The organism is Kitasatospora sp. NPDC059088, from assembly GCF_042738155.1.
Classification (GTDB): domain Bacteria; phylum Actinomycetota; class Actinomycetes; order Streptomycetales; family Streptomycetaceae; genus Kitasatospora.
This window is the reverse complement of record NZ_JBHYGR010000166.1, coordinates 1-18,122: the sequence shown is the minus strand read 5'-3', so window position 1 is coordinate 18,122 and position 18,122 is coordinate 1. Positions and strand designations below refer to the sequence as shown.

The following is an 18,122-nucleotide window of genomic DNA, read 5'->3' as shown; positions in this document are numbered from 1 at the left end:
GCGGCGAAGTGCTCGGCACCACGGAAGCGGGTGGCGTGGAGACCGGCCCCGGCGGCGGGCGGGGCGAACCTCCGCGCCGCCGCGGAGTATGCCCGCCGCGGCCGGGGCACCCCCCCGCGCGCGGCCGCCCCCCCATCTCCGGTCTGTGTTTCCCGATGAATTCGCCCCCACCGCCGCTGCGTCCGCGCAGGCCTCCTGACCAGGGCTTCCGGCGCGGTCATGACGGGATCCGCACGCCCGTGCAGTGATCCACTCGCGACCGGATACCCTGCCTGTATGGCCAGCGGCGGCACTCAGGGACCAGGCCGCTAGATCGACCAGGGACAGAGGAGTGGTCTTCGTGACCGTCGTGGGACCCTTCGGGCTCAGCGTGCAGGACCGCGACCTGACCCGGGACGTCCAGGCCGGACTGGACGCGGTGGAGGCGGCGCTCTCCGAGGCCGTCAAGAGCGACGTCCCCTTCATCACCGTCACCGCCTCCCACCTGATCGAGGCCGGCGGCAAGCGCTTCCGCCCGCTGCTCCTGCTGCTGGCCGCCCAGTTCGGCGACCCGGGGGCGCCCGGGGTGGTGCCGGCCGCGGTGGTCGTCGAGCTGACCCACCTGGCCACGCTGTACCACGACGACGTGATGGACGAGGCCCCGGTGCGCCGCGGCGCGGAGAGCGCCAACTCCCGCTGGGACAACTCGGTGGCCATCCTCACCGGCGACTTCCTGTTCTCCCGCGCCTCCCAGGTGCTGGCCGACCTCGGCCCGGAGGCGGTCCGGATGCAGGCCGAGGCCTTCGAGCGGCTGGTGACCGGCCAGATCCTGGAGACCCGCGGCCCCGGCCCGGAGGCCGACCGGCTGCTGCACTACCTGGACGTGCTGGCCGGCAAGACCGGATCGCTGATCGCCGTCTCCTGCCGGATAGGAGCGCTGATGGCCGGCGCCCCGCCCGCACTGGTGGACACCCTCGGCGAGTTCGGCGAGCGGATCGGCATCGCCTTCCAGCTCGCCGACGACGTCCTGGACGTCGCCAGCGACGGCCACGAGTCCGGCAAGACCCCCGGCACCGACCTGCGCGAGGGCGTGCCGACCCTGCCGACCCTGCTGCTGGAGCAGATGCCGGCCGACCCGGACGACCCGGCCGACACCCGGCTGCGCGAACTGCTCGACGGGGACCTCTCGGACGACGACCTGCACGCCGAGGCGCTGCGCCTGCTGCGCGCCCACCCCGCCCTGGAGCGCGCCCGCCGGGAGACCCTGCGGCACTCCGAGGAGGCCCGGGCGCTGCTGGCCCCGCTGCCGGACTGCGCGGCGAAGGCCGCCCTGGACGGGCTGTGCGACGCGGTGGCCATCCGCACCATGTGAGCGTCCCCGGGCGGATCCGACCCCGAGCCCGTGCGGGCGCGGGCGGATGGGGGAGACTGACACCCGTCAGCTCACGCCTGCCCGGAAGGTCGCCATGCGCCGCGTCGTCATCGCCGAGGACTCCGTACTGCTCCGGGAAGGCCTGACCAGGCTGCTCACCGACCGCGGCCTGGAGGTCGTGGCGGGGGTCGGGGACGGCGCGGCCCTGGTGAAGACGATCCACGACCTGGCGGCGGCGGACGCCCTGCCGGACGTGGTGGTCTCGGACGTGCGGATGCCCCCGACCCACACCGACGAGGGCCTGCGCGCCTGCGTGGAGCTGCGCGGGCGCTATCCGCAGCTGGGCGTGCTGGTGCTGTCGCAGTTCGTGGAGGAGCGCTACGCCTCCGAGCTGCTGGCCGGGTCGACCCGGGGCGTCGGCTACCTGTTGAAGGACCGGGTCGCCGAGGTGCGCGAGTTCGCGGACGCGGTGGTGCGGGTCGCCGAGGGCGGCACCGCGCTGGACCCGGAGGTGGTGCAGCAGCTGCTCAGCCGCAGCCGCAAGGGCGACGTCCTGGCCAATCTCACGCCGCGCGAGCGCGAGGTGCTCGGTCTGATGGCGGAGGGGCGCACCAACGCCGCCGTGGCCAAGCAGCTGGTGGTGTCCGACGGGGCGGTGGAGAAGCACGTCAGCAACATCTTCCTCAAGCTGGGGCTGGCGCAGAGCGCCGAGGACCACCGCCGGGTGCTCGCGGTGCTGACCTACCTCAACTCCTAGCCCGGGGCCGCCCGGGGCTGTTCGGGCCGTCCGGGGTTTGTTCGGGGGCTGTTCGGGGCGCCCGCCGCGGGGCGGCTGCTCCGTACCGGAATGATCTCCGGCGGCCGGGCGTTGTCCTTGGGTGCGGTACCGGCGTGGGCGGGGGAAATTCCTGCGGGAGTTCCAACCGGGCCCGAGGTCGCGCGCATAGGATGCGAGCGGTGCACCAAGCGGACGGGGCACGGGGCCGCGCCCGCGGTGGTGCGTCCACGAGGAGGTCCGCGGCAGTGACCAGTCAGGTCGATCAGTCGGAGGCAGTGGACGGATCGGGCGGCGACGAGGGTCGTACCGGCAGTGGTGACGGACGCCCCGGAGCGGCCGGACCAGCCGGCCCGCACGCCCCGGGCGGTCCACCGGAGAGGCGCCCCAAGCCCGTTCGCAGACTCGACCGGGTGATCATCCGCTTCGCGGGGGACTCCGGCGACGGCATGCAGCTCACCGGGGACCGGTTCACCTCGGAGACGGCCGCGTTCGGCAACGACCTCTCCACGCTGCCGAACTTCCCGGCCGAGATCCGGGCCCCCGCCGGCACCCTGCCGGGCGTCTCGTCCTTCCAACTGCACTTCGCCGACCACGACATCCTCACCCCGGGCGACGCCCCGAACGTGCTGGTGGCGATGAACCCGGCGGCCCTGAAGGCGAACCTGCCGGACCTGCCGCGCGGCGCGGAGATCATCGTCAACACCGACGAGTTCACCAAGCGCGCGCTGGCCAAGGTCGGTTACGCCGCGGACCCGCTCGGCGACGACTCGCTGGACGCCTTCCACCTGCACCGGGTCCCGCTCACCACGCTGACCCTGGAGGCGCTCAAGGACAGCGGGCTGGCCCGCAAGGACGCCGAGCGGGCGAAGAACATGTTCGCCCTGGGCCTGCTGTCCTGGATGTACCACCGGCCCACCCACGGCACCGAGTCCTTCCTGCGCGCCAAGTTCGCCAAGAAGCCGCAGATCGCCGAGGCCAACATCAGCGCCTTCCGGGCGGGCTGGAACTTCGGCGAGACCACCGAGTCCTTCGCGGTCTCCTACGAGGTGCCGCCGGCCAAGCTCCCGGCCGGGCGCTACCGCAACATCTCCGGCAACCTGGCGCTGTCCTACGGGCTGATCGCCGCCGGGCAGCGCTCCGGGCTGCCGCTCTACCTGGGCTCGTACCCGATCACCCCGGCCTCGGACATCCTGCACGAGCTGAGCCGGCACAAGAACTTCGGGGTGCGCACCTTCCAGGCCGAGGACGAGATCGCCGGCATCGGCGCCGCGCTCGGCGCGGCCTTCGGCGGGGCGCTCGGCGTGACCACCACCTCCGGGCCGGGCGTGGCGCTCAAGTCGGAGACGATCGGCCTGGCGGTCTCGCTGGAACTGCCGCTGCTGGTGGTGGACATCCAGCGCGGCGGCCCGTCCACCGGCCTGCCGACCAAGACCGAGCAGGCGGACCTGCTGCAGGCGATGTTCGGCCGCAACGGCGAGGCGCCGGTGCCGATCGTCGCCCCGGCCACGCCCGCCGAGTGCTTCGACGCGGCGCTGGAGGCGGCCCGGATCGCGGTGACCTACCGCACCCCGGTGTTCCTGCTCTCGGACGGCTACCTGGCGAACGGCTCGGAGCCCTGGCGGATCCCGGAGGTCGACGAACTGCCGGAGATCGAACCGAAGTTCGCGACCGGCCCGAACCGCGAGGACGGCGCCTTCTGGCCGTACCTGCGGGACCAGCACACCCTGGCCCGCCCCTGGGCGGTGCCCGGCACGGCCGGCCTGGAGCACCGGATCGGCGGCATCGAGAAGCAGGACGGCACCGGGAACATCTCCTACGACCCGGCCAACCACGACCTGATGGTCCGCACCCGGCAGGCCAAGGTCGACGGGATCACCGTCAAGCCGCTGGAGGTCGACGACCCGACCGGCGACGCCCGGGTGCTGGTGCTCGGCTGGGGCTCGACCTACGGCCCGATCACCGCAGCGGTGCGCCGGGTGCGCGCGGACGGCGGCGAGGTCGCCCAGGCGCACCTGCGCAACCTCAACCCGTTCCCGGCCAACCTGGGCTCGGTGCTGCGCAGTTACGAGAAGGTCATCGTGCCCGAGATGAACCTGGGCCAGCTCGCGCTGCTGCTGCGGGCGAAGTACCTGGTGGACGCCGAGTCCTACAACCAGGTGCGCGGACTGCCGTTCAAGGCGGCGCAGTTGGCGGACGTGCTGTGGGCGGCGATCGGCACCCTGGACGAGGAGGACCACCGATGAGCGAGCACGCGTTCCCGTCCTTGGAGCTGGTGCCCAAGGCCGACGGGCCGCAGAGCGCCCGGGACTTCAAGACCGACCAGGAGGTGCGCTGGTGCCCGGGCTGCGGGGACTACGCGGTCCTGGCCGCGGTGCAGTCCTTCATGCCGGAGCTCGGCATCAGGCGGGAGAACACGGTCTTCGTCTCCGGCATCGGCTGCTCCTCGCGCTTCCCGTACTACATGAACACCTACGGGGTGCACTCGATCCACGGCCGGGCGCCGGCGATCGCGACCGGGCTGGCCTCCTCCCGGCGGGACCTCAGCGTGTGGGTGGTGACCGGGGACGGCGACGCGCTGTCGATCGGCGGCAACCACCTGATCCACGCCCTGCGGCGCAACGTCAACCTCAAGATCCTGCTGTTCAACAACCGGATCTACGGCCTCACCAAGGGCCAGTACTCGCCGACCAGCGAGCTCGGCAAGATCACCAAGTCGACCCCGATGGGCTCGCTGGACGCGCCGTTCAACCCGCTGTCGCTGGCGATCGGCGCCGAGGCCTCCTTCGTCGCCCGCACCATCGACTCGGACCGCCAGCACCTGCAGTCGGTGCTGCGGGCGGCGGCCGAGCACGAGGGCACGGCGCTGGTGGAGATCTACCAGAACTGCAACATCTTCAACGACGGCGCCTTCGAGGTGCTCAAGGACGCCGGCACCCGGGACGAGGCGCTGATCCGGCTGGAGCACGGGCGGCCGATCCGCTTCGGCGCGGACGGGGCCAACGGCGTCTTCCGGGGCGAGGACGGCGAGTTGTCCACCGCCCCGGTGACGCCGGAGAACGAGGCACGGGTGCTGGTGCACGACGCCCACGCGGCCGGCCCGACCGGCGCCTTCGCGCTCTCCCGGATCGCCGACGCGGACACCCTGCACCACACGCCGATCGGCGTGCTGCGCGACGTCCGGCGCCCGGTCTACGACGAGCTGATGGACAGCCAGCTGGCCGCCGCCGTCGCCCACCGCGGGCCGGGCGACCTGGCGGCCCTGCTGGCGGGCGGCGACGCCTGGACGGTGGACTGACCACCCCGCCCGGTCCCGTCCCGCCGCGACGCGACGCGTGGGCGCCCCCGTCCCCTTCCGGGACGGGGGCGCCCACGCGTTCACGGCTACGGCCGGGCCCACTCCACCAGCTCGATCGGGACCCCGTTCGGGTCGGTGACCTGGAAGAGCCTCTCGCCCCACGGCTCCTCGCGCAGCGGCAGGGTGATCTCGACCCCCTCGCCGCGCAGCCGCGCCTCCTCCGCCGCGACGTCCTCGACGGTGAACGCCAGGATCACCCCGTCCGCGGTCCGGTGCCGCTGCTCCTCGGGCAGCACCTCCAGCCCGCGCCGCAGGTAGACGACGCCGACCCCGCCGCCGGGGTGGCCGAGCGAGACGAAGCCGTCGGCGGACATCAGCTCGGTGTAGCCGAAGTGCCGCTGGAGGAAGGCGGCGGAGGGGGTGGTGTCCTCGACGGTCAGGGAGACGACGGTGCTGGTGATCTGCATGCGGAGCCCTCTCGTCACTGCGCACGGTTATCCCGTACGCAGTACACTATACACAGTACGGAGTATCACGCCAGGAGTCGGCCAGGAGTCGGTCAAGGGTCGGCCAGGGAAGCGCCGAGGGAGGCCCCGGCGGGGACCTCCCTCGTGCGGTGCCGCGGTTCGCGTCAGAAGACGCAGGGGATGCCGCCGTCGGACGTGGCGTCGACGCCGGGGCCCTGCATCGGCAGGTTGGCGGCCGGGTCGCCGGTGGGGGCGGGGCCGCCGGGGGCGGCGGACTTGTCGTCGGCGCCGGTGAAGGCGGTGCCGAGGGTGACCACCACGTGGTCGGCGGCGGCGGTGGCGGACTCGGTGGCGGTCACGCCGTAGCGGGCGGCGACCTGGTCGGCGGCCTCCTTGGCGCCCTTGCCGTAGGTCACCGTGGTGGTCTTCGGCTTGCTGCGGGCCGGGCCGGTGGTGCCCTCCTTGAAGCCCATCGCGACCAGGGCCTTGGCCTCGGCGGAGGAGGAGACCCCGGCGGCGGTGGAGGCGTTGTACACGTCGACGGTGGCCGGGGAGGCCGCCTTGGCCGGGGCGGTCGCGCTCGGCGAGGGGCTGGCCGGGGCCTCGGTGGTGGGGGCGTCGGTGGCGCCGCCCGCCGGGGCGGCCGCGTCGGCGTAGCCGAACAGCTGCTTGACCACCTTCTGGATCTTCGAGGGGGTGACCAGGTTGACGTCCTGGCCGTTCCTGGTGCCGAAGCCGTCGAAGGTCAGGGTGTTGAACTCGACGTTGCCGCCGGTCAGCGCCGGGGCCTGCTGGGCGAAGTCCAGGACGTTCCACTCGTTGTCGATCACCAGGTCCTTCTGGACGACGCCGAACAGGTCCTTTAGCTTGCCGAGGTCGCTGATGATGCCGTCCTGCTTGAGCTTGTGCACGACGGAGGAGATGAAGGCCTGCTGGCGGTGGGTGCGGGCGAAGTCGCCGGTGTTGCCCTTGCCGTCGTCCAGGTTGTGGCGCTGGCGGACGAAGGCCAGCGCCTGGGAGGCGTTGAGGGTGTTGATGCCCTTCTTGAAGTCGGCGCCGGAGCCCTGGCCCTCCATCGCCGGGTCCTTGGTGTCGTGGGTCAGGCAGACCTGGATCGGCTCCACGGCCTTGGCGATGTCGTAGAAGCCCATCAGGTTGACCTCGGCGATGTGGTCCACCGGCTGGTTCACGAAGGTCTGGACGGTGCGGATGGTGGCCGCGCGGCCGGCGTCGCGGCCGGCCTTCTCCAGGTCGGCGCCCTTGAGGCCCTTGGCCTTCGGGCTCCGGTCGAAGGCGTCCTTGGCGTTGCCGTACGCCTCCTTGATCTTGTGCATGCCCTGCTGGGAGCCGTCGCCGTTGTAGGTCATGACGTAGTCGTCGCGCGGGATGGAGACCGCCTGCACCTTGCCGCCGCCGGCCGGTATGTGCAGCAGGATCAGGGAGTTGGTGTTGTAGCCGCCGATGTCCGAGCTGTGCCCGGCGTGCAGTTCGTCCTGGACGAACTGCGGGGGCAGGTCGGAGCCGTCCATGGCCTTGCGGCTGTCCAGGCCGATCAGCAGCAGGTTGACCGAGTTGTCCAGGTGCTTGGGGGCGTCCTTCTTGGTCTCCGCGATCGCGTTGGACGTGGTCATCCCGTCGGTCAGCGACGTGTACTCGTACCAGACCACGCCGCTGGCCGCGAACACCGCGAAGCCCACCGTGGTGGCGACCACCCGGCCGGCGATCAGCAGCGGGGAGTTGCGGCGCCCCGCCGCCGGGGCCGCCGCGGCCCTGCGGTCGGCGGCCCGGCCGCCCCCCGGCCGTTCCCGTGCCCGCTCGTGCTCACGCTCGTCAGCCATGCTGCCTCCTCCGGTCCAGGACCACCCGGGCCACGATCACCAGCAGGGCCGCCACGGCGGCCTGCGCCATCACCGGGAAACCGTGCACCACCCACTTCGCGGCGCCGGTGGCCAGGGCCTTGCCCCGGTACGTGTCGCCGTTCGCCGCCAGTTCGGCCGCGGCCGTCACGCCGAGCACCACCAGCGGGGAGGCGGCGACCACCCACCACCAGCCGCGGCGGGTGCTGAGCCCGGCCGCGACGCCGGTGCCGAGCACCGCGCACACCGCGAAGGCCAGGCCCATGCCCGGCCCGGAGAACTCGTCGGCCACCGCGCCGACCAGCGGCAGCCCGAGGGCCGCCACCGCGGGCAGTGCGGGCCCGCCGGAGAAGGGACGCGTGGGGCCCGCGGGCCGGCTCGTCGTCCGCCGTCGCGAACCCTGGTCGGACGAACGTCCTCGCTGCCCCGCCACTCACTCACCCCCGGGTGTTCCCGTGCTTCGCGCGCCACGTCGGCGCTGCGCCGGGTCTGCCGTGGTAGAGCGGTTGCGGCGCTGCCAGTACGGGACGCTGGTGTTCGGCCGGCCGGTTCCCGTTCTCGGTTTCCCGCTGCTGCTCGGGGGCAGGCCCGTTTTCGGATTTGCTCTACAGAGGTGTAGAGATCGTACGCAGCATAGAGCACGCCTGTTCGGTGGCAAGTCCGCTCGTGAACGGGCCAGCAGACACTACACCGGGCAGTTTCTGAGACGGTCGGCGGGGCGCCGACGGAGAAGGAGAAGGTCGTGGCGACCACGGGCGCAGCGGGACGGCCGGAGAAGCGCAGGGCGATCACCGGGGCCGCGACCACGGTGTTCGGGCGGGAGGGGTACGTCCGGGCCAGCATGGACGCGATCGCGGCCGAGGCCGGGGTGTCCAAGCGCACGGTCTACAACCACTTCGCCGACAAGGAGACCCTCTTCCTGTCGGTGGCACTGCAGAACTCGGCGGAACTGGCCGAGCGGATGCGGGAGTTGCTGGCGGAGCACCTGGACGGGGCGGTGGACGTGCGGCGCGCCCTCACCGCCTTCGCGGTGGAACGGGCGAACGCGGCGCCGGCCGCGGGTGAGCTCGGGGCGCTCGGCCGGGCGATCCGGGCCGAGGTGGCCAACATCCCGGCGGACGTCCTGGAGGCCTGGCTGGAGACCGGCCCGGCGGCGGCCCAGCGCGCCCTCGCGCAGTGCCTGGCGGAGCTCGGCGGGCGCGGGCTGCTGGCGGTCCCGGACCCGGGGCTCGCGGCCGAGCGGTTCACGCTGCTGACCTTCCACGGCGTGGCCGAGCGCTCCTTCTGGGGCGCCCTGCCGGTGGCCGAGGAGGAGGTCCGGCGGACGGCGGAGTCCGGGGTGGACGCCTTCCTGCGGATCCACGGCGGGCCGGCCGCGGGCTGAGCGCGGGCCGGCCACGGCCGACCGGCGGGCGTGCCGGTGGGCGTGCCGGTGGGCGGGGCGGCCCGGAGCCGCCCCGCCCACCGGGTCGTCGAAGGTGCACCGGCGGTCGCCGCCGGTCACCGTCGACGGGTCACTTCCAGTTGACGCCCTTGCCCAGGGTGTACGGCTCGCCCCAGTACTCGGCGCCCGACACCTTGGTGGCCGTCGGGGCCAGCGCCAGCACGCAGGAGGTGATCGACTGCCCGTTGGTGAAGCCCTTCGGGAAGGACGGGTGCGGGCACTTGTCGAAGCTGCCGATCAGCATCACCTCGGCGGCCTCCGAGCCGTCCGGCAGGGTGCCCTTCACCTGGGTCAGGCTGGAGAAGGACAGGTCGGTGCTGCCGGTGTTGGTGACCTTGAAGCGGATGTAGTACGGCACCATGCCCGCGGCCTTGTCGCCGAGCTTGAGCGAGGTGAGGTCGGCCGGGTCGCCCTTGTCGATCGAGGTGACCGCGAGCGCGACGGTGCCCTTGGTGCTGCCCGAGCTGAACGGGATGGTCGCCGCGTCGCCGAGCTTCACCGTGGTGCCGGGCGCCGCCGTCGCACCGGCCTGGGCCGGGGCGCCGCCGGTGGTCCCGCCGGTGGCCGCACCGCCGGTGCCGCCGGTCGGCGCGGCCGCCGAGGCGGAGGCCGCCGGGGTGGTCGGCGCGGCGGACGGCGTGGCCGGGGCCTGGGTGGCCGGCGGGGTGGTGGCGCTGTCGGACGACGCGGCGTCGTCGTTGCAGGCGGTCATGGTGAGCGCGCCGACCACGGCCAGGCCGGCCAGGGCCATGGTGCGACTGTTGCGGATGGTCTTCATGTGAGGTCCCCCGTGCGTGCGGACCGCCGTGTCGGCGGTTCTCCTGAGGGACGTTCATAGCGCAGTGGGGAAGCCGAACGCCATTCCTCGCCGCCGTCTTGACGCCGCCGTGACGAGTCCCACGCGGGTTCGTGACAAGGGATGCCGAGTCGTGATCAGTGGTACCCGAACCGCCTGCCACCTCGGTCGATCCGGTGCCGTGCGATTCTGTTCGCCATGCGTACGGATGCCGTGACGATGATCGGCCAGGCCCGCCGGCCGGCGGCCCTCAACGCGCCGTCAGCACCAGTTCGTTGTAGGTGGTGACGGTGGTGAAGCCGAGCTGCCGGTAGAGGTGGATCGCCGGGGCGTTGTCGGTGCGGACGTTGAGGCCCAGGTGGTCGGTGGTCGGGGCGAGCCGGCGGGTCAGTGCGGTGACGCAGGCGCGGGCGAGGCCGCGGCCGCGCGCGTCGGGGTGGGTGACGACGTTGCCGAGCACGGCGACCCGGTGGGCGGGGGAGTGCACGTGCACCCCGGCGGCGGCCAGCAGCCGCCCCCGCTCGCGGACGCCGACGTAGCCGCCGCCGGCGAGCAGCCGCGGGTCGAACCAGGACTCGGGGTAGCCCTCGGCCAGCAGGGCGCGCAGGTCGCCCTGGTCGGACGGGGTCAACGGCCGGGCGCGGTGGCCGGGTTCGGCGGGGAGCAGCCCGTGGTCCGGGAGGATCATCCGCAGCAGCGGGGTGCGCCGCTCGGTGGTGTAGTCGGGGGCGAGGGCCCGCTCGGCGCCGTCCGGGAGCCCGGCCGTGAAGCGGCGCGGCAGGAAGGGGCGCAGCGCGCCGAGCAGGTCCTCCAGGGCGGGGACGGCGGCGGGCCGGGCGAAGGCGAGCAGCACCGGGGTGTCGCCGCCGCTGTAGAGCAGGGCGACCGGCCCGTGGTCGGGATCGGCGGTGTACCAGGCGGTGTTGGGCCAGAGGGTGTCGTCGAGGTCGCCGAGTTCGAACAGGTGCAGCGCGGGGTCGGTGCGGAACCGTTCGGCGAGGGCGGTGCGGTCGTGCAGGCTGATGAGGGGCACGTGACCGAGGATAGGCCCGTTCCGCCGGCCGCCTCCGGCCGGCGGAACGGGCCCCGTGGGGTGCCTACTTGTGCCAGCGCTGGGCCGGGTCGGCGGCGTTGCAGGAGGTCACCGAGGTGTACTGGGCGATGCCGTTGCCCTTGAGGCACTGCCCGGTGGCGACGTTGCGGATCAGGTACCAGCCGCGGTCCTCGTCGGTCAGCCGCCACTTCTGGTTGGCGCCCGTCCCGGGGCCGTTCTGCTGGTTGAGGCCGTCCCAGCCGCCGGGGGTGTCCCAGAGCTGGACGGCGCCGGTGCCGTGCGAGTCGAGGTCGAGCACCTTGCCGCTGCCGCCGTGCGAGATGGCGGTGGTGCCGTCGCAGTAGTCCCAGAACGTCCAGGTCTGGGCGGGGGACTGGTTGGCGGTGTAGGTGCCGACCCGCGTCCCGTTGGTCTCGTTGTCGGACGGCAGGTCGAGGGCGCCGGCGGAGCCGTTGAAGACGTTGACGGTGGCGCTGACGGACGGCCCGAGGTCGCAGGGCCCGGGCGTGGCCGCCTGGGCGGCGGGGGCGGCGACCAGGACGGTGGTGGCCAGGGCCGCGGCGGCGCCGAGGCCGGCGAGCAGGCGGCGGGTGGGGGTGGTCATGGCGGTTCTCCTTCGGGTGGGGTGCGGTGGGTGTTACTGCGTCACTGCGGTGTGCGGTCGGCCGTCAGACTGGCCGAGGGTCAGCACGTAGCGGCCCGGGGCGCCGGAGCGGCCGGGGGCGAAGCCGGTGCCGAGGTGGTCGAAGCGCGGGTCGAGCACGGCGTCGCGGTGCCGGGGGCTGTTCATCCACAGCTGGACGGCCCGGGGCACGCTGTCGGCCGGGGCGATGAGCTCGGCGGCGAAGCGGAACGCGAAGCCGGCCGCCCGGATCCGGTGCCAGGGCGTGCTGCCGTCGGTGCCGTCCTGCTGGAGGAGGTCGTGCGCGGCGAGGTCGGCGGCGTGGCGCTGGGCGGCGGCGTCCAGCCGTCCGTCCGGGGTGAGCGGCCGGGCGCCGGCGTGGACCCGCCGGAAGTTGACGGAGGTCAGCAGCTCGGTGCGGAAGTCGACGCCCGGTCCGGTCGGGTCGGCTGCCGCGGGGGTCAGGACCCGGCCGCCGTGCACGAGCGTGGTCATGGGTCGCGCCTCTCCTCGGGGTGTCGCCCCGGGGCGGCGGGTGCCGCGGTCCGGGGCCGGATGAGGAGTACGGTCCCGGACCGCGGTAGACAGGCGGTCAACGCGCGTAGCGGGCGATCACCCGGGGCCGGTCACCCCAACTCGGCCAGGACGGCGCTGACCTGGGCCGCGTCCTCGTCGAGGCCGAGCCGCCGGTAGCCGTCCAGGGCGTCGGTGAGGCAGGCCCGGGCCTGGCGCGGGCGGCCGAGGCCGGTGAGGGCGGTGCCGAGGGTGCGCAGCAGTCCGGCCTCCAGGGCGGGGCTGGTGCGGCGGGCCTGCGGCAGGGCGGCCTCGGCGACGTCGGCGGCGAGCAGCCAGCGCTGGGCCTCGCCGTGGATCCGGGCGGCGAGCTCCCCGGCGGCGGCCTCGAACACGGTGACCTGGAGGGCGGCGAACTCGTCCCGGGCGCCGAGCGCGTGGGTGAGGGCGCCCGGGCCGTCCCCGCACAGCCGCAGCACCCGGGCCAGGTAGTAGCGGCCGGTGGCGGCGGAGACCGGTCCGGCGGCGGTCATCAGCCGGGCGCCGCGTTCGGCGGCCTCCCGGGCCTCGGCGAGGCGTCCGGTCTGGGCGGCGTTGAAGGCGAACTCGCCGAGGGCGCTGCCTTCGGCGCGTTCGGCGCCGAGGCGGTGGAAGAGTTCGGCGGCGCGGCCGGCGTGTTCGGCGGCCTCGGCGTGGCGGCCGTGGACGCGGGCGTTGCCGCCGAGGTTGACCAGGGCCTTGGCGAGGACCCGTTCGGTCTCGGGCGTGGTGCAGAGGTCGACGGCGCGGTGCAGCTCCGCCGCCGATTCGGCGTAGTGGTTGAGGTGCCAGAGCATGGCGCCGCGCAGGTAGCGGGCGAGGGCGAGCGGGCCGTGTTCACCGCGGGCCCCGGCCTCGTCGGCGAGGCGTCCGGCGAGGTCGACGATGATGCCGGTCTGGGTGCGTTCGGCGAGCACGGCGCCCATCCGGTCGGCGAGTTCGGCGGCGCGGTCGAGCGGCCGGGAGGGGTCGGCGCAGCTGAGCGCGATGGCGGCGGCGTGCACCTCCGCCTGCTCGCGCATCCAGCGCACGGCCTCCTGGCCGTCGGCGATGGGCACGCCGGGGGAGGCCACGGGGGCGCGGAGCAGGCTGAGTTCGGCGTCCTCGGCCTTGCGGGCGGCCCGGTCGGCGTTGCGGGCGGCGGCGAGGCAGAAGTCGGTGAGCCGGTCGGCGGCGGCGGTGTGCTCGGCGGTCGGTTCCTCGGCGGCGAGCCGGCCGCGGGCGTAGTCGCGGACGAGGTCGTGGAAGCCGTAGCGGCCGAAGCGGGGGGAGTGGAGCAGGTTGAGGTCGACGAGGGTCTCCAGCAGCCGGTCGGCCTCGTCCTCGGTGCGGCCGAGCAGTGCGGCGGCGCAGGACAGCGGGAGGTCGGGGGCGTCGGGCAGGGAGAGCAGCCGGAAGGCGCGGGCGAGTTCCGGGTCGAGGCGGTGGTAGGAGAGGGCGAAGGTGGCCTCGACGGTCCGCTCGCCGTCGCTGAGTTCGGCCAGCCGGTGCTCCTGGCGCAGTCCTTCGGCGAGGCCGGCCAGGGTGAGCGCGGGGTCGGTGGCGATCCGGGAGGCCGCGATCCGGACGGCGAGCGGCAGCAGGCCGCAGGCCCGGACGACGTCCTCGGCGGCCGCCGGTTCGGCGGCGACGCGGTCGGCGCCGACGATCCGGGTGAGCAGTTCCAGCGCCTCGGCGGGCGGCAGGGTGTCCAGGCGCAGGTGGTGGGCGCCGGAGAGGCCGGTGAGCCGCCGTCGGCTGGTGATCAGGACGGCGCAGCCGGCCGCGCCGGGCAGCAGCGGTTCGACGTGGTCGAGGGTGGCGGCGTTGTCGAGGACGACGAGGACGCGCCGCCCGGCGAGGGCCGAGCGGTAGAGGGCGCTGCGTTCGCCGGTGTCGTCGGGGATCCCGCCGGGGGCGACGCCGAGGGCGCGCAGGAAGCCGGCCAGCACGGTGCCCGGGTCGGGCGGGGTGCGGTCGGCGCCGCGCAGGTCGGCGAAGAGCTGGCCGTCGGGGAAGCGGGCGCGGACCTGCCGGGCGGTGTGCACGGCGAGGGTGGTCTTGCCGACGCCGCCCATGCCGTCCAGGGCGGAGACCACGACGGCCCGTCCGCCGGCCCCGGCCAGCCGGTCGGTGAGGGCGTCCAGTTCCTCGGTGCGGCCGGTGAAGTCGGGCAGTCCGGAGGGCAGCTGGTCGGGCGCCTGCCAGGGCTCGGCGGCGGGTTCGGGGTCGGCGCCGGCGGCCCGGGCGGGCAGCAGGGTGGTGTCCTCGCGCAGGATGCGCAGCTGGAGTTCGGCGGCGGCCCGGTCGTGCGGGGGCAGGGCGGGGCGGGCGTCCTCGTAGACGGCGAGCGCCTCGGCCTTGCGCCCGGCCTGGTAGAGGGCGCGCATCAGGACGGCGGTGAGCCGGGGCCGGCCGGGGTGTTCGAGGGCGAGCGCGGTGGCCTCGGCGGTGAGGTCGGTGCGGTCGCCGAGGTCGGCGTCCAGTTCGAGCTGGGTCTCCTTGGCCGAGATGCGCTGTTCGGCGAGGTGGGCCCGGAGCGCTTCGGCGTGCGGTCCGGGGAGCCCGGCGAGGGCTTCGCCGGCCCACAGCCGCTGGGCGCGGCGCAGCACTTCCCGGACGTCCTGCCCGGGCGCGTCCGCCCGGCGCAGGTGCTCGGCCTCGGCGAGCAGGGCCTGCCACTGCTGGGTGTCGGTGGGGGCGGTGCGCAGGGCGTAGCCGTCGCCGACGCGGTGCAGCGGCAGCTGGTCCGGGTCGCCGGCGGTGTGCGGCCTGAACGCGGCGCGCAGCCGGGAGACGGCCAGCTGGACGGCCTTGCGCGGGTCGGACGGTGGGGTGCCGCCCCACACGCCCTCGACCAGCACCGAGGTCGCGACCGTCCGCCCGGCGGCGCCGATCAGCACGGCGAGCAAGGCGCGCTGCTGCGGGCGGCCGAGCTCCACCTCTTCCGTCCCGTACCAGGCCCGTAGCGGGCCGAGCAGCGCGAAGCGCAGTCCGGTCCCCCCGATCTCCACCATGTCGTCCCGTTTCGTGAGTCGTCGCGTGCCGGGTTCTCGCCACTTCCGTCCGGACGGCGGCGCCCCCATGTCCCGGCTTCTATGCTCTGTTCACAGATTGTGCCCTGGACGTCGGAATTCCGAGAGGGTGGGGAGTGGAGCTCGATTTCCGCGTACTGGGGCCGTTGCGCGCCCGGTGCGAGGGCCGTGAGGCCGACCTCGGCAGGCCGCAGCAGCGTGCGGTGCTGGCGGCGCTGCTGCTCGCCCCGGGGGAGTTGGTGGCGACGGACCGGCTGGTCGAGGGCGTGTGGGGCGAGGACGACGCGCACTGGCCGAAGGACCCGGTGGGCCAGATCGGCACCCACGCGCACCGGTTGCGGCGGGCCCTGGACGCGCCCGGGCTGCTGGTCGCGGCGGCCGGCGGGTACCGGTTGTCGGTGCCGCGCGCCTCGGTGGACCTGTTCCGGTACGAGGCCGCGGTGGCCGAGGCCGTCGCGCTGCGTCACCGGGAGCCGCTGCGGGCCCGGGAGTTGCTGGTCGGGGCGCTCGACGCCTGGGAGGGGCCGCGGGCGCTGGAGGGCGTACCCGGTCCGCTCGCCGAGCGGGCCCGGGAGCGGCTCGCGGCCGGGCGGCTGGCGGCGCTCAAGGTGCGCTACGACCTGGACCTCGCGCTCGGCGGGCACGAGGAGGCACCGGCGGCGCTGGAGCCGCTGGGCGAACTCGCGCGGGCGTACCCGCTGGACGAGGAGGTGCACCGGCTGCACCTGCTGGCGCTGCACCGCTGCGGCCGTTCCGAGCGGGCGCTGGCGGCGTACGAGGAGCTGCGGGAGCGGCTGGACCGGGAGCTGGGCCTCGAACCGGGGGCCGCGGTGGCGGAGCTGGCCGAGCGGGTCCGGGGCGGGGAGCCGGTGGTGGCGGTGGCCGCGGTGCGGGCACTGCCCCGGCCGTGCCAGCTGCCGCCGGACATTCCCGACCTGGTCGGCCGGGCGGGGCTGGTGGGGGAGGCGGAGCGGGCGCTGCGCGCGCTCGCGGCCGGCGCCTCGCCGGTGGTGGGGCTGTCGGGGCCGTCCGGCAGCGGGGCCTCGGCGCTGGCGGTGCACGTCGCGCACACGGTGCAGGACGCCTTCCCGGACGGGCAGTTGTACGCGGCCGGCGGGGAGGCCGGTGCGGTGCTGGCCGGCTTCCTGCGCGCCCTGGGGGAGCGGCCCGGCGACGGCGCGCAGGTCGCGCAGCTGCGGGTCCGGTACCACGAACTGCTCGCCGGACGGCGGGTGCTGGTGGTGCTGGACGGGGTGGCCGACCCCGGGCCGCTGCTCCCGGAGGTGCCGGGCTGCGCCGTGGTGGTGGCGGGCGCCGAGCCCGGGGCGCTGCCCGGCTGCGCCGTGCGGCTCGCGGTGGGACCGCTGGAGCCGCACGACGCCTACGAGCTGCTGGCCCGGATCGTGGGCGCGGAGCGGATCCGCCGCGAGCCGGACGCGGTGGCGGGGCTGGCCGCGGCCTGCGGGTACCTGCCGGTCCTGCTGCGGACGGCGGCGACCCGGTTGGCGGCCCGCCCGCAGTGGTCGGTGGCCGACCTGGTGCGGTGGTTCGCGGGGCGGGGGTGAGCCCGCCCCGCGGTCTCAGTACAGGTCGGAGGAGAGGGCGACGGTGTTGGAGTCGGCGCCGTTGCTGCTGCGGGGGATGATGCCGCCGTTCCAGTGGACGCCGGAGCGGCCGGCGTCGAAGACCATCAGCTTGGCGTGCGGGTGGCCGGCCGTGCCGAGGGACCAGCAGACGCCGCCGTTGGCGGCGTAGACCACGAGGTTGCCGTCGGACTGCATGACGGCCTTGTAGCCGCAGCCGACGGTGCCGCTCGCGAAGGCGACCTTGCTGAACTGCCCGCTGCCGTCCTTCTGGTAGACGACGAAGTTGCCGTCGGGCTGCATGATCACTCGGGCGGTCATCGAGTCGACGTGCCAGCCCGGGTAGAGCGGCTCGTCGTCGTAGATCGCGGTGTAGCCGTTGCCCGTTTCGAGCGCCGCCTGGGCGGTGCCGGTGGCGGTCATCGTCCCGGCCAGGGCGAGGGCGGTGGTCGCGCCGGCCATCGCCAGGTGCCGGAGGGTCTTCGTCGTCTTCATGTCCCCGTGTGTCTCTTCCAGTTGCTCCGCGCCCCGTGTTCCCCCGGGGGCGCCGTGTCGAAGGTGGTTCGCGGGGCGGGGGTGGGCCCGCCCCGGCGCTCTCAGTACAGGTCGGAGCTGCGCAGGGTCGCCCAGTCGAGGCTGTGGCCGGGCGGGTTGGTGAAGGAGATCGCGAGGCCGCCCTTGTTGGCGACCACCAGGGTGGCCTTGCCGGCGGGGTTGGGCTTGAAGGTGCCGCTGGCCCAGCAGACCTTGGCGTTGGCGCCGTAGACGACGAAGTTGCCGTCGTCCTGCATGATCGCCTTGAGGCCGCAGCCGAGGGTGCCGGGGGCGACCCACGCCACGGTGGGGTAGGCCGTGTTGGTGTTCTTGTAGAGGACCAGGTTGCCGTCGCCCTGCATGATCAGGCTGGTGTCGTCGCTGGAGAGGCGGTTGCCCTGGTAGAGCACCCCGGGCTCGTCCATGCCCACCATGGGGTCGGCGTGCGCGGCCCCCGCCGACACCACCGTCCCGGCCAGCGCCAGCACACCGACGGTGGCGGTCATGGCCATGTGCCTCAGCGTCTTCTTCGTCTTCTGCATGTCCCCGTGTGCCCCTTCTCCGTGCTCCGCGCCCCGTGTTCCCCCGGGGGCGCCGTGTCGACGAGGATCATGGCGCACGGCGGTAGACAAGCGATGAACGCCCGCCCGCCGGTGACGGCGGGCGGGCGCGGCCGCGCGGCTAGGTTCTGTCCGGCGGATCATGTGACTTCTCCATGCCGGGCTCGTTGTGCCCGGCATGGGGCGGGGTGATCTGACGAACGAGGAATGGGGCCG

Annotated in this window: 16 protein-coding genes; 6 read left to right on the top strand and 10 right to left on the bottom strand. The window is 74.4% G+C overall.

Features of this window, described 5'->3' with window-relative positions; all coding sequences use genetic code 11:
* The first annotated feature begins 340 nt into the window (after positions 1–340).
* The 4 genes from ACFWXO_RS40495 to ACFWXO_RS40480 all read left to right on the top strand — a co-directional run bounded on the left by ACFWXO_RS40495 (position 341) and on the right by ACFWXO_RS40480 (position 5,424).
* The gene (locus tag ACFWXO_RS40495) at positions 341–1,351 is read left to right on the top strand and encodes a polyprenyl synthetase family protein (RefSeq protein ID WP_375888997.1); all 1,011 of its coding nucleotides are present in this window, start codon (positions 341–343) and stop codon (positions 1,349–1,351) included.
* 94 nt (positions 1,352–1,445) lie between these two features.
* Positions 1,446–2,108 carry a response regulator transcription factor gene (locus ACFWXO_RS40490; RefSeq protein ID WP_360244863.1) on the top strand — a complete coding sequence of 221 codons (663 nt, stop codon included), beginning with the start codon at positions 1,446–1,448 and terminating at the stop codon, positions 2,106–2,108.
* 266 nt (positions 2,109–2,374) lie between these two features.
* The gene (locus tag ACFWXO_RS40485; RefSeq protein ID WP_380531041.1) at positions 2,375–4,372 is read left to right on the top strand and encodes a 2-oxoacid:acceptor oxidoreductase subunit alpha; all 1,998 of its coding nucleotides are present in this window, start codon (positions 2,375–2,377) and stop codon (positions 4,370–4,372) included.
* Positions 4,369–5,424, top strand: coding sequence for a 2-oxoacid:ferredoxin oxidoreductase subunit beta (locus ACFWXO_RS40480; RefSeq protein ID WP_380531038.1), 1,056 nt, complete (start codon positions 4,369–4,371; stop codon positions 5,422–5,424). Before ACFWXO_RS40485 ends, ACFWXO_RS40480 begins: the two co-directional genes overlap by 4 nt.
* A gap of 86 nt (positions 5,425–5,510) precedes the next feature.
* On the opposite strand, the gene ACFWXO_RS40475 is transcribed toward ACFWXO_RS40480, so the two are convergent.
* The 3 genes from ACFWXO_RS40475 to ACFWXO_RS40465 all read right to left on the bottom strand — a co-directional run bounded on the left by ACFWXO_RS40475 (position 5,511) and on the right by ACFWXO_RS40465 (position 8,072).
* Complete coding sequence (locus tag ACFWXO_RS40475; protein ID WP_380531035.1) at positions 5,511–5,891, bottom strand: VOC family protein; 381 nt, start codon at positions 5,889–5,891, stop codon at positions 5,511–5,513.
* 164 nt (positions 5,892–6,055) lie between these two features.
* Positions 6,056–7,729, bottom strand: coding sequence for an LCP family protein (locus ACFWXO_RS40470; protein WP_380531032.1), 1,674 nt, complete (start codon positions 7,727–7,729; stop codon positions 6,056–6,058).
* Positions 7,722–8,072: a DUF6542 domain-containing protein gene (locus ACFWXO_RS40465; RefSeq protein ID WP_380531029.1), complete on the bottom strand. Its 351-nt coding sequence runs from the start codon at positions 8,070–8,072 to the stop codon at positions 7,722–7,724. The genes ACFWXO_RS40470 and ACFWXO_RS40465 overlap by 8 nt, the downstream gene beginning before the upstream one ends.
* A gap of 417 nt (positions 8,073–8,489) precedes the next feature.
* Here ACFWXO_RS40465 and ACFWXO_RS40460 point away from each other — a divergent pair, with 417 nt between their 5' ends.
* Complete coding sequence (locus ACFWXO_RS40460; protein WP_380397464.1) at positions 8,490–9,131, top strand: TetR/AcrR family transcriptional regulator; 642 nt, start codon at positions 8,490–8,492, stop codon at positions 9,129–9,131.
* A 130-nt stretch (positions 9,132–9,261) separates the two neighbouring features.
* On the opposite strand, the gene ACFWXO_RS40455 is transcribed toward ACFWXO_RS40460, so the two are convergent.
* From ACFWXO_RS40455 to ACFWXO_RS40435, 5 genes are all read right to left on the bottom strand, one after another.
* Positions 9,262–9,969 (bottom strand): hypothetical protein, encoded by a 708-nt coding sequence (locus tag ACFWXO_RS40455; protein ID WP_375889014.1) that lies wholly within the window; start codon positions 9,967–9,969, stop codon positions 9,262–9,264.
* 268 nt (positions 9,970–10,237) lie between these two features.
* Positions 10,238–11,020 (bottom strand): GNAT family N-acetyltransferase, encoded by a 783-nt coding sequence (locus ACFWXO_RS40450; protein ID WP_380531025.1) that lies wholly within the window; start codon positions 11,018–11,020, stop codon positions 10,238–10,240.
* 64 nt (positions 11,021–11,084) lie between these two features.
* Positions 11,085–11,645, bottom strand: a complete 561-nt coding sequence (locus tag ACFWXO_RS40445; RefSeq protein ID WP_380531022.1) for an RICIN domain-containing protein — start codon at positions 11,643–11,645, stop codon at positions 11,085–11,087.
* A gap of 33 nt (positions 11,646–11,678) precedes the next feature.
* Complete coding sequence (locus tag ACFWXO_RS40440; protein ID WP_380531019.1) at positions 11,679–12,158, bottom strand: CAP domain-containing protein; 480 nt, start codon at positions 12,156–12,158, stop codon at positions 11,679–11,681.
* 131 nt (positions 12,159–12,289) lie between these two features.
* Complete coding sequence (locus tag ACFWXO_RS40435) at positions 12,290–15,211, bottom strand: BTAD domain-containing putative transcriptional regulator (RefSeq protein ID WP_380531016.1); 2,922 nt, start codon at positions 15,209–15,211, stop codon at positions 12,290–12,292.
* Between the two features lie 134 nt (positions 15,212–15,345).
* Between ACFWXO_RS40435 and ACFWXO_RS40430 the strand changes: the two genes are divergently transcribed.
* Positions 15,346–16,794 carry a BTAD domain-containing putative transcriptional regulator gene (locus tag ACFWXO_RS40430; protein WP_380531014.1) on the top strand — a complete coding sequence of 483 codons (1,449 nt, stop codon included), beginning with the start codon at positions 15,346–15,348 and terminating at the stop codon, positions 16,792–16,794.
* A 15-nt stretch (positions 16,795–16,809) separates the two neighbouring features.
* Here the strand turns inward: ACFWXO_RS40430 and ACFWXO_RS40425 are convergent, their stop codons facing one another.
* The gene (locus ACFWXO_RS40425) at positions 16,810–17,307 is read right to left on the bottom strand and encodes a hypothetical protein (RefSeq protein ID WP_380531011.1); all 498 of its coding nucleotides are present in this window, start codon (positions 17,305–17,307) and stop codon (positions 16,810–16,812) included.
* A gap of 101 nt (positions 17,308–17,408) precedes the next feature.
* Entirely contained in the window at positions 17,409–17,888 is a 480-nt protein-coding gene (locus ACFWXO_RS40420; RefSeq protein WP_380531009.1) for a hypothetical protein, read from the bottom strand.
* Positions 17,889–18,122 lie beyond the last annotated feature (234 nt).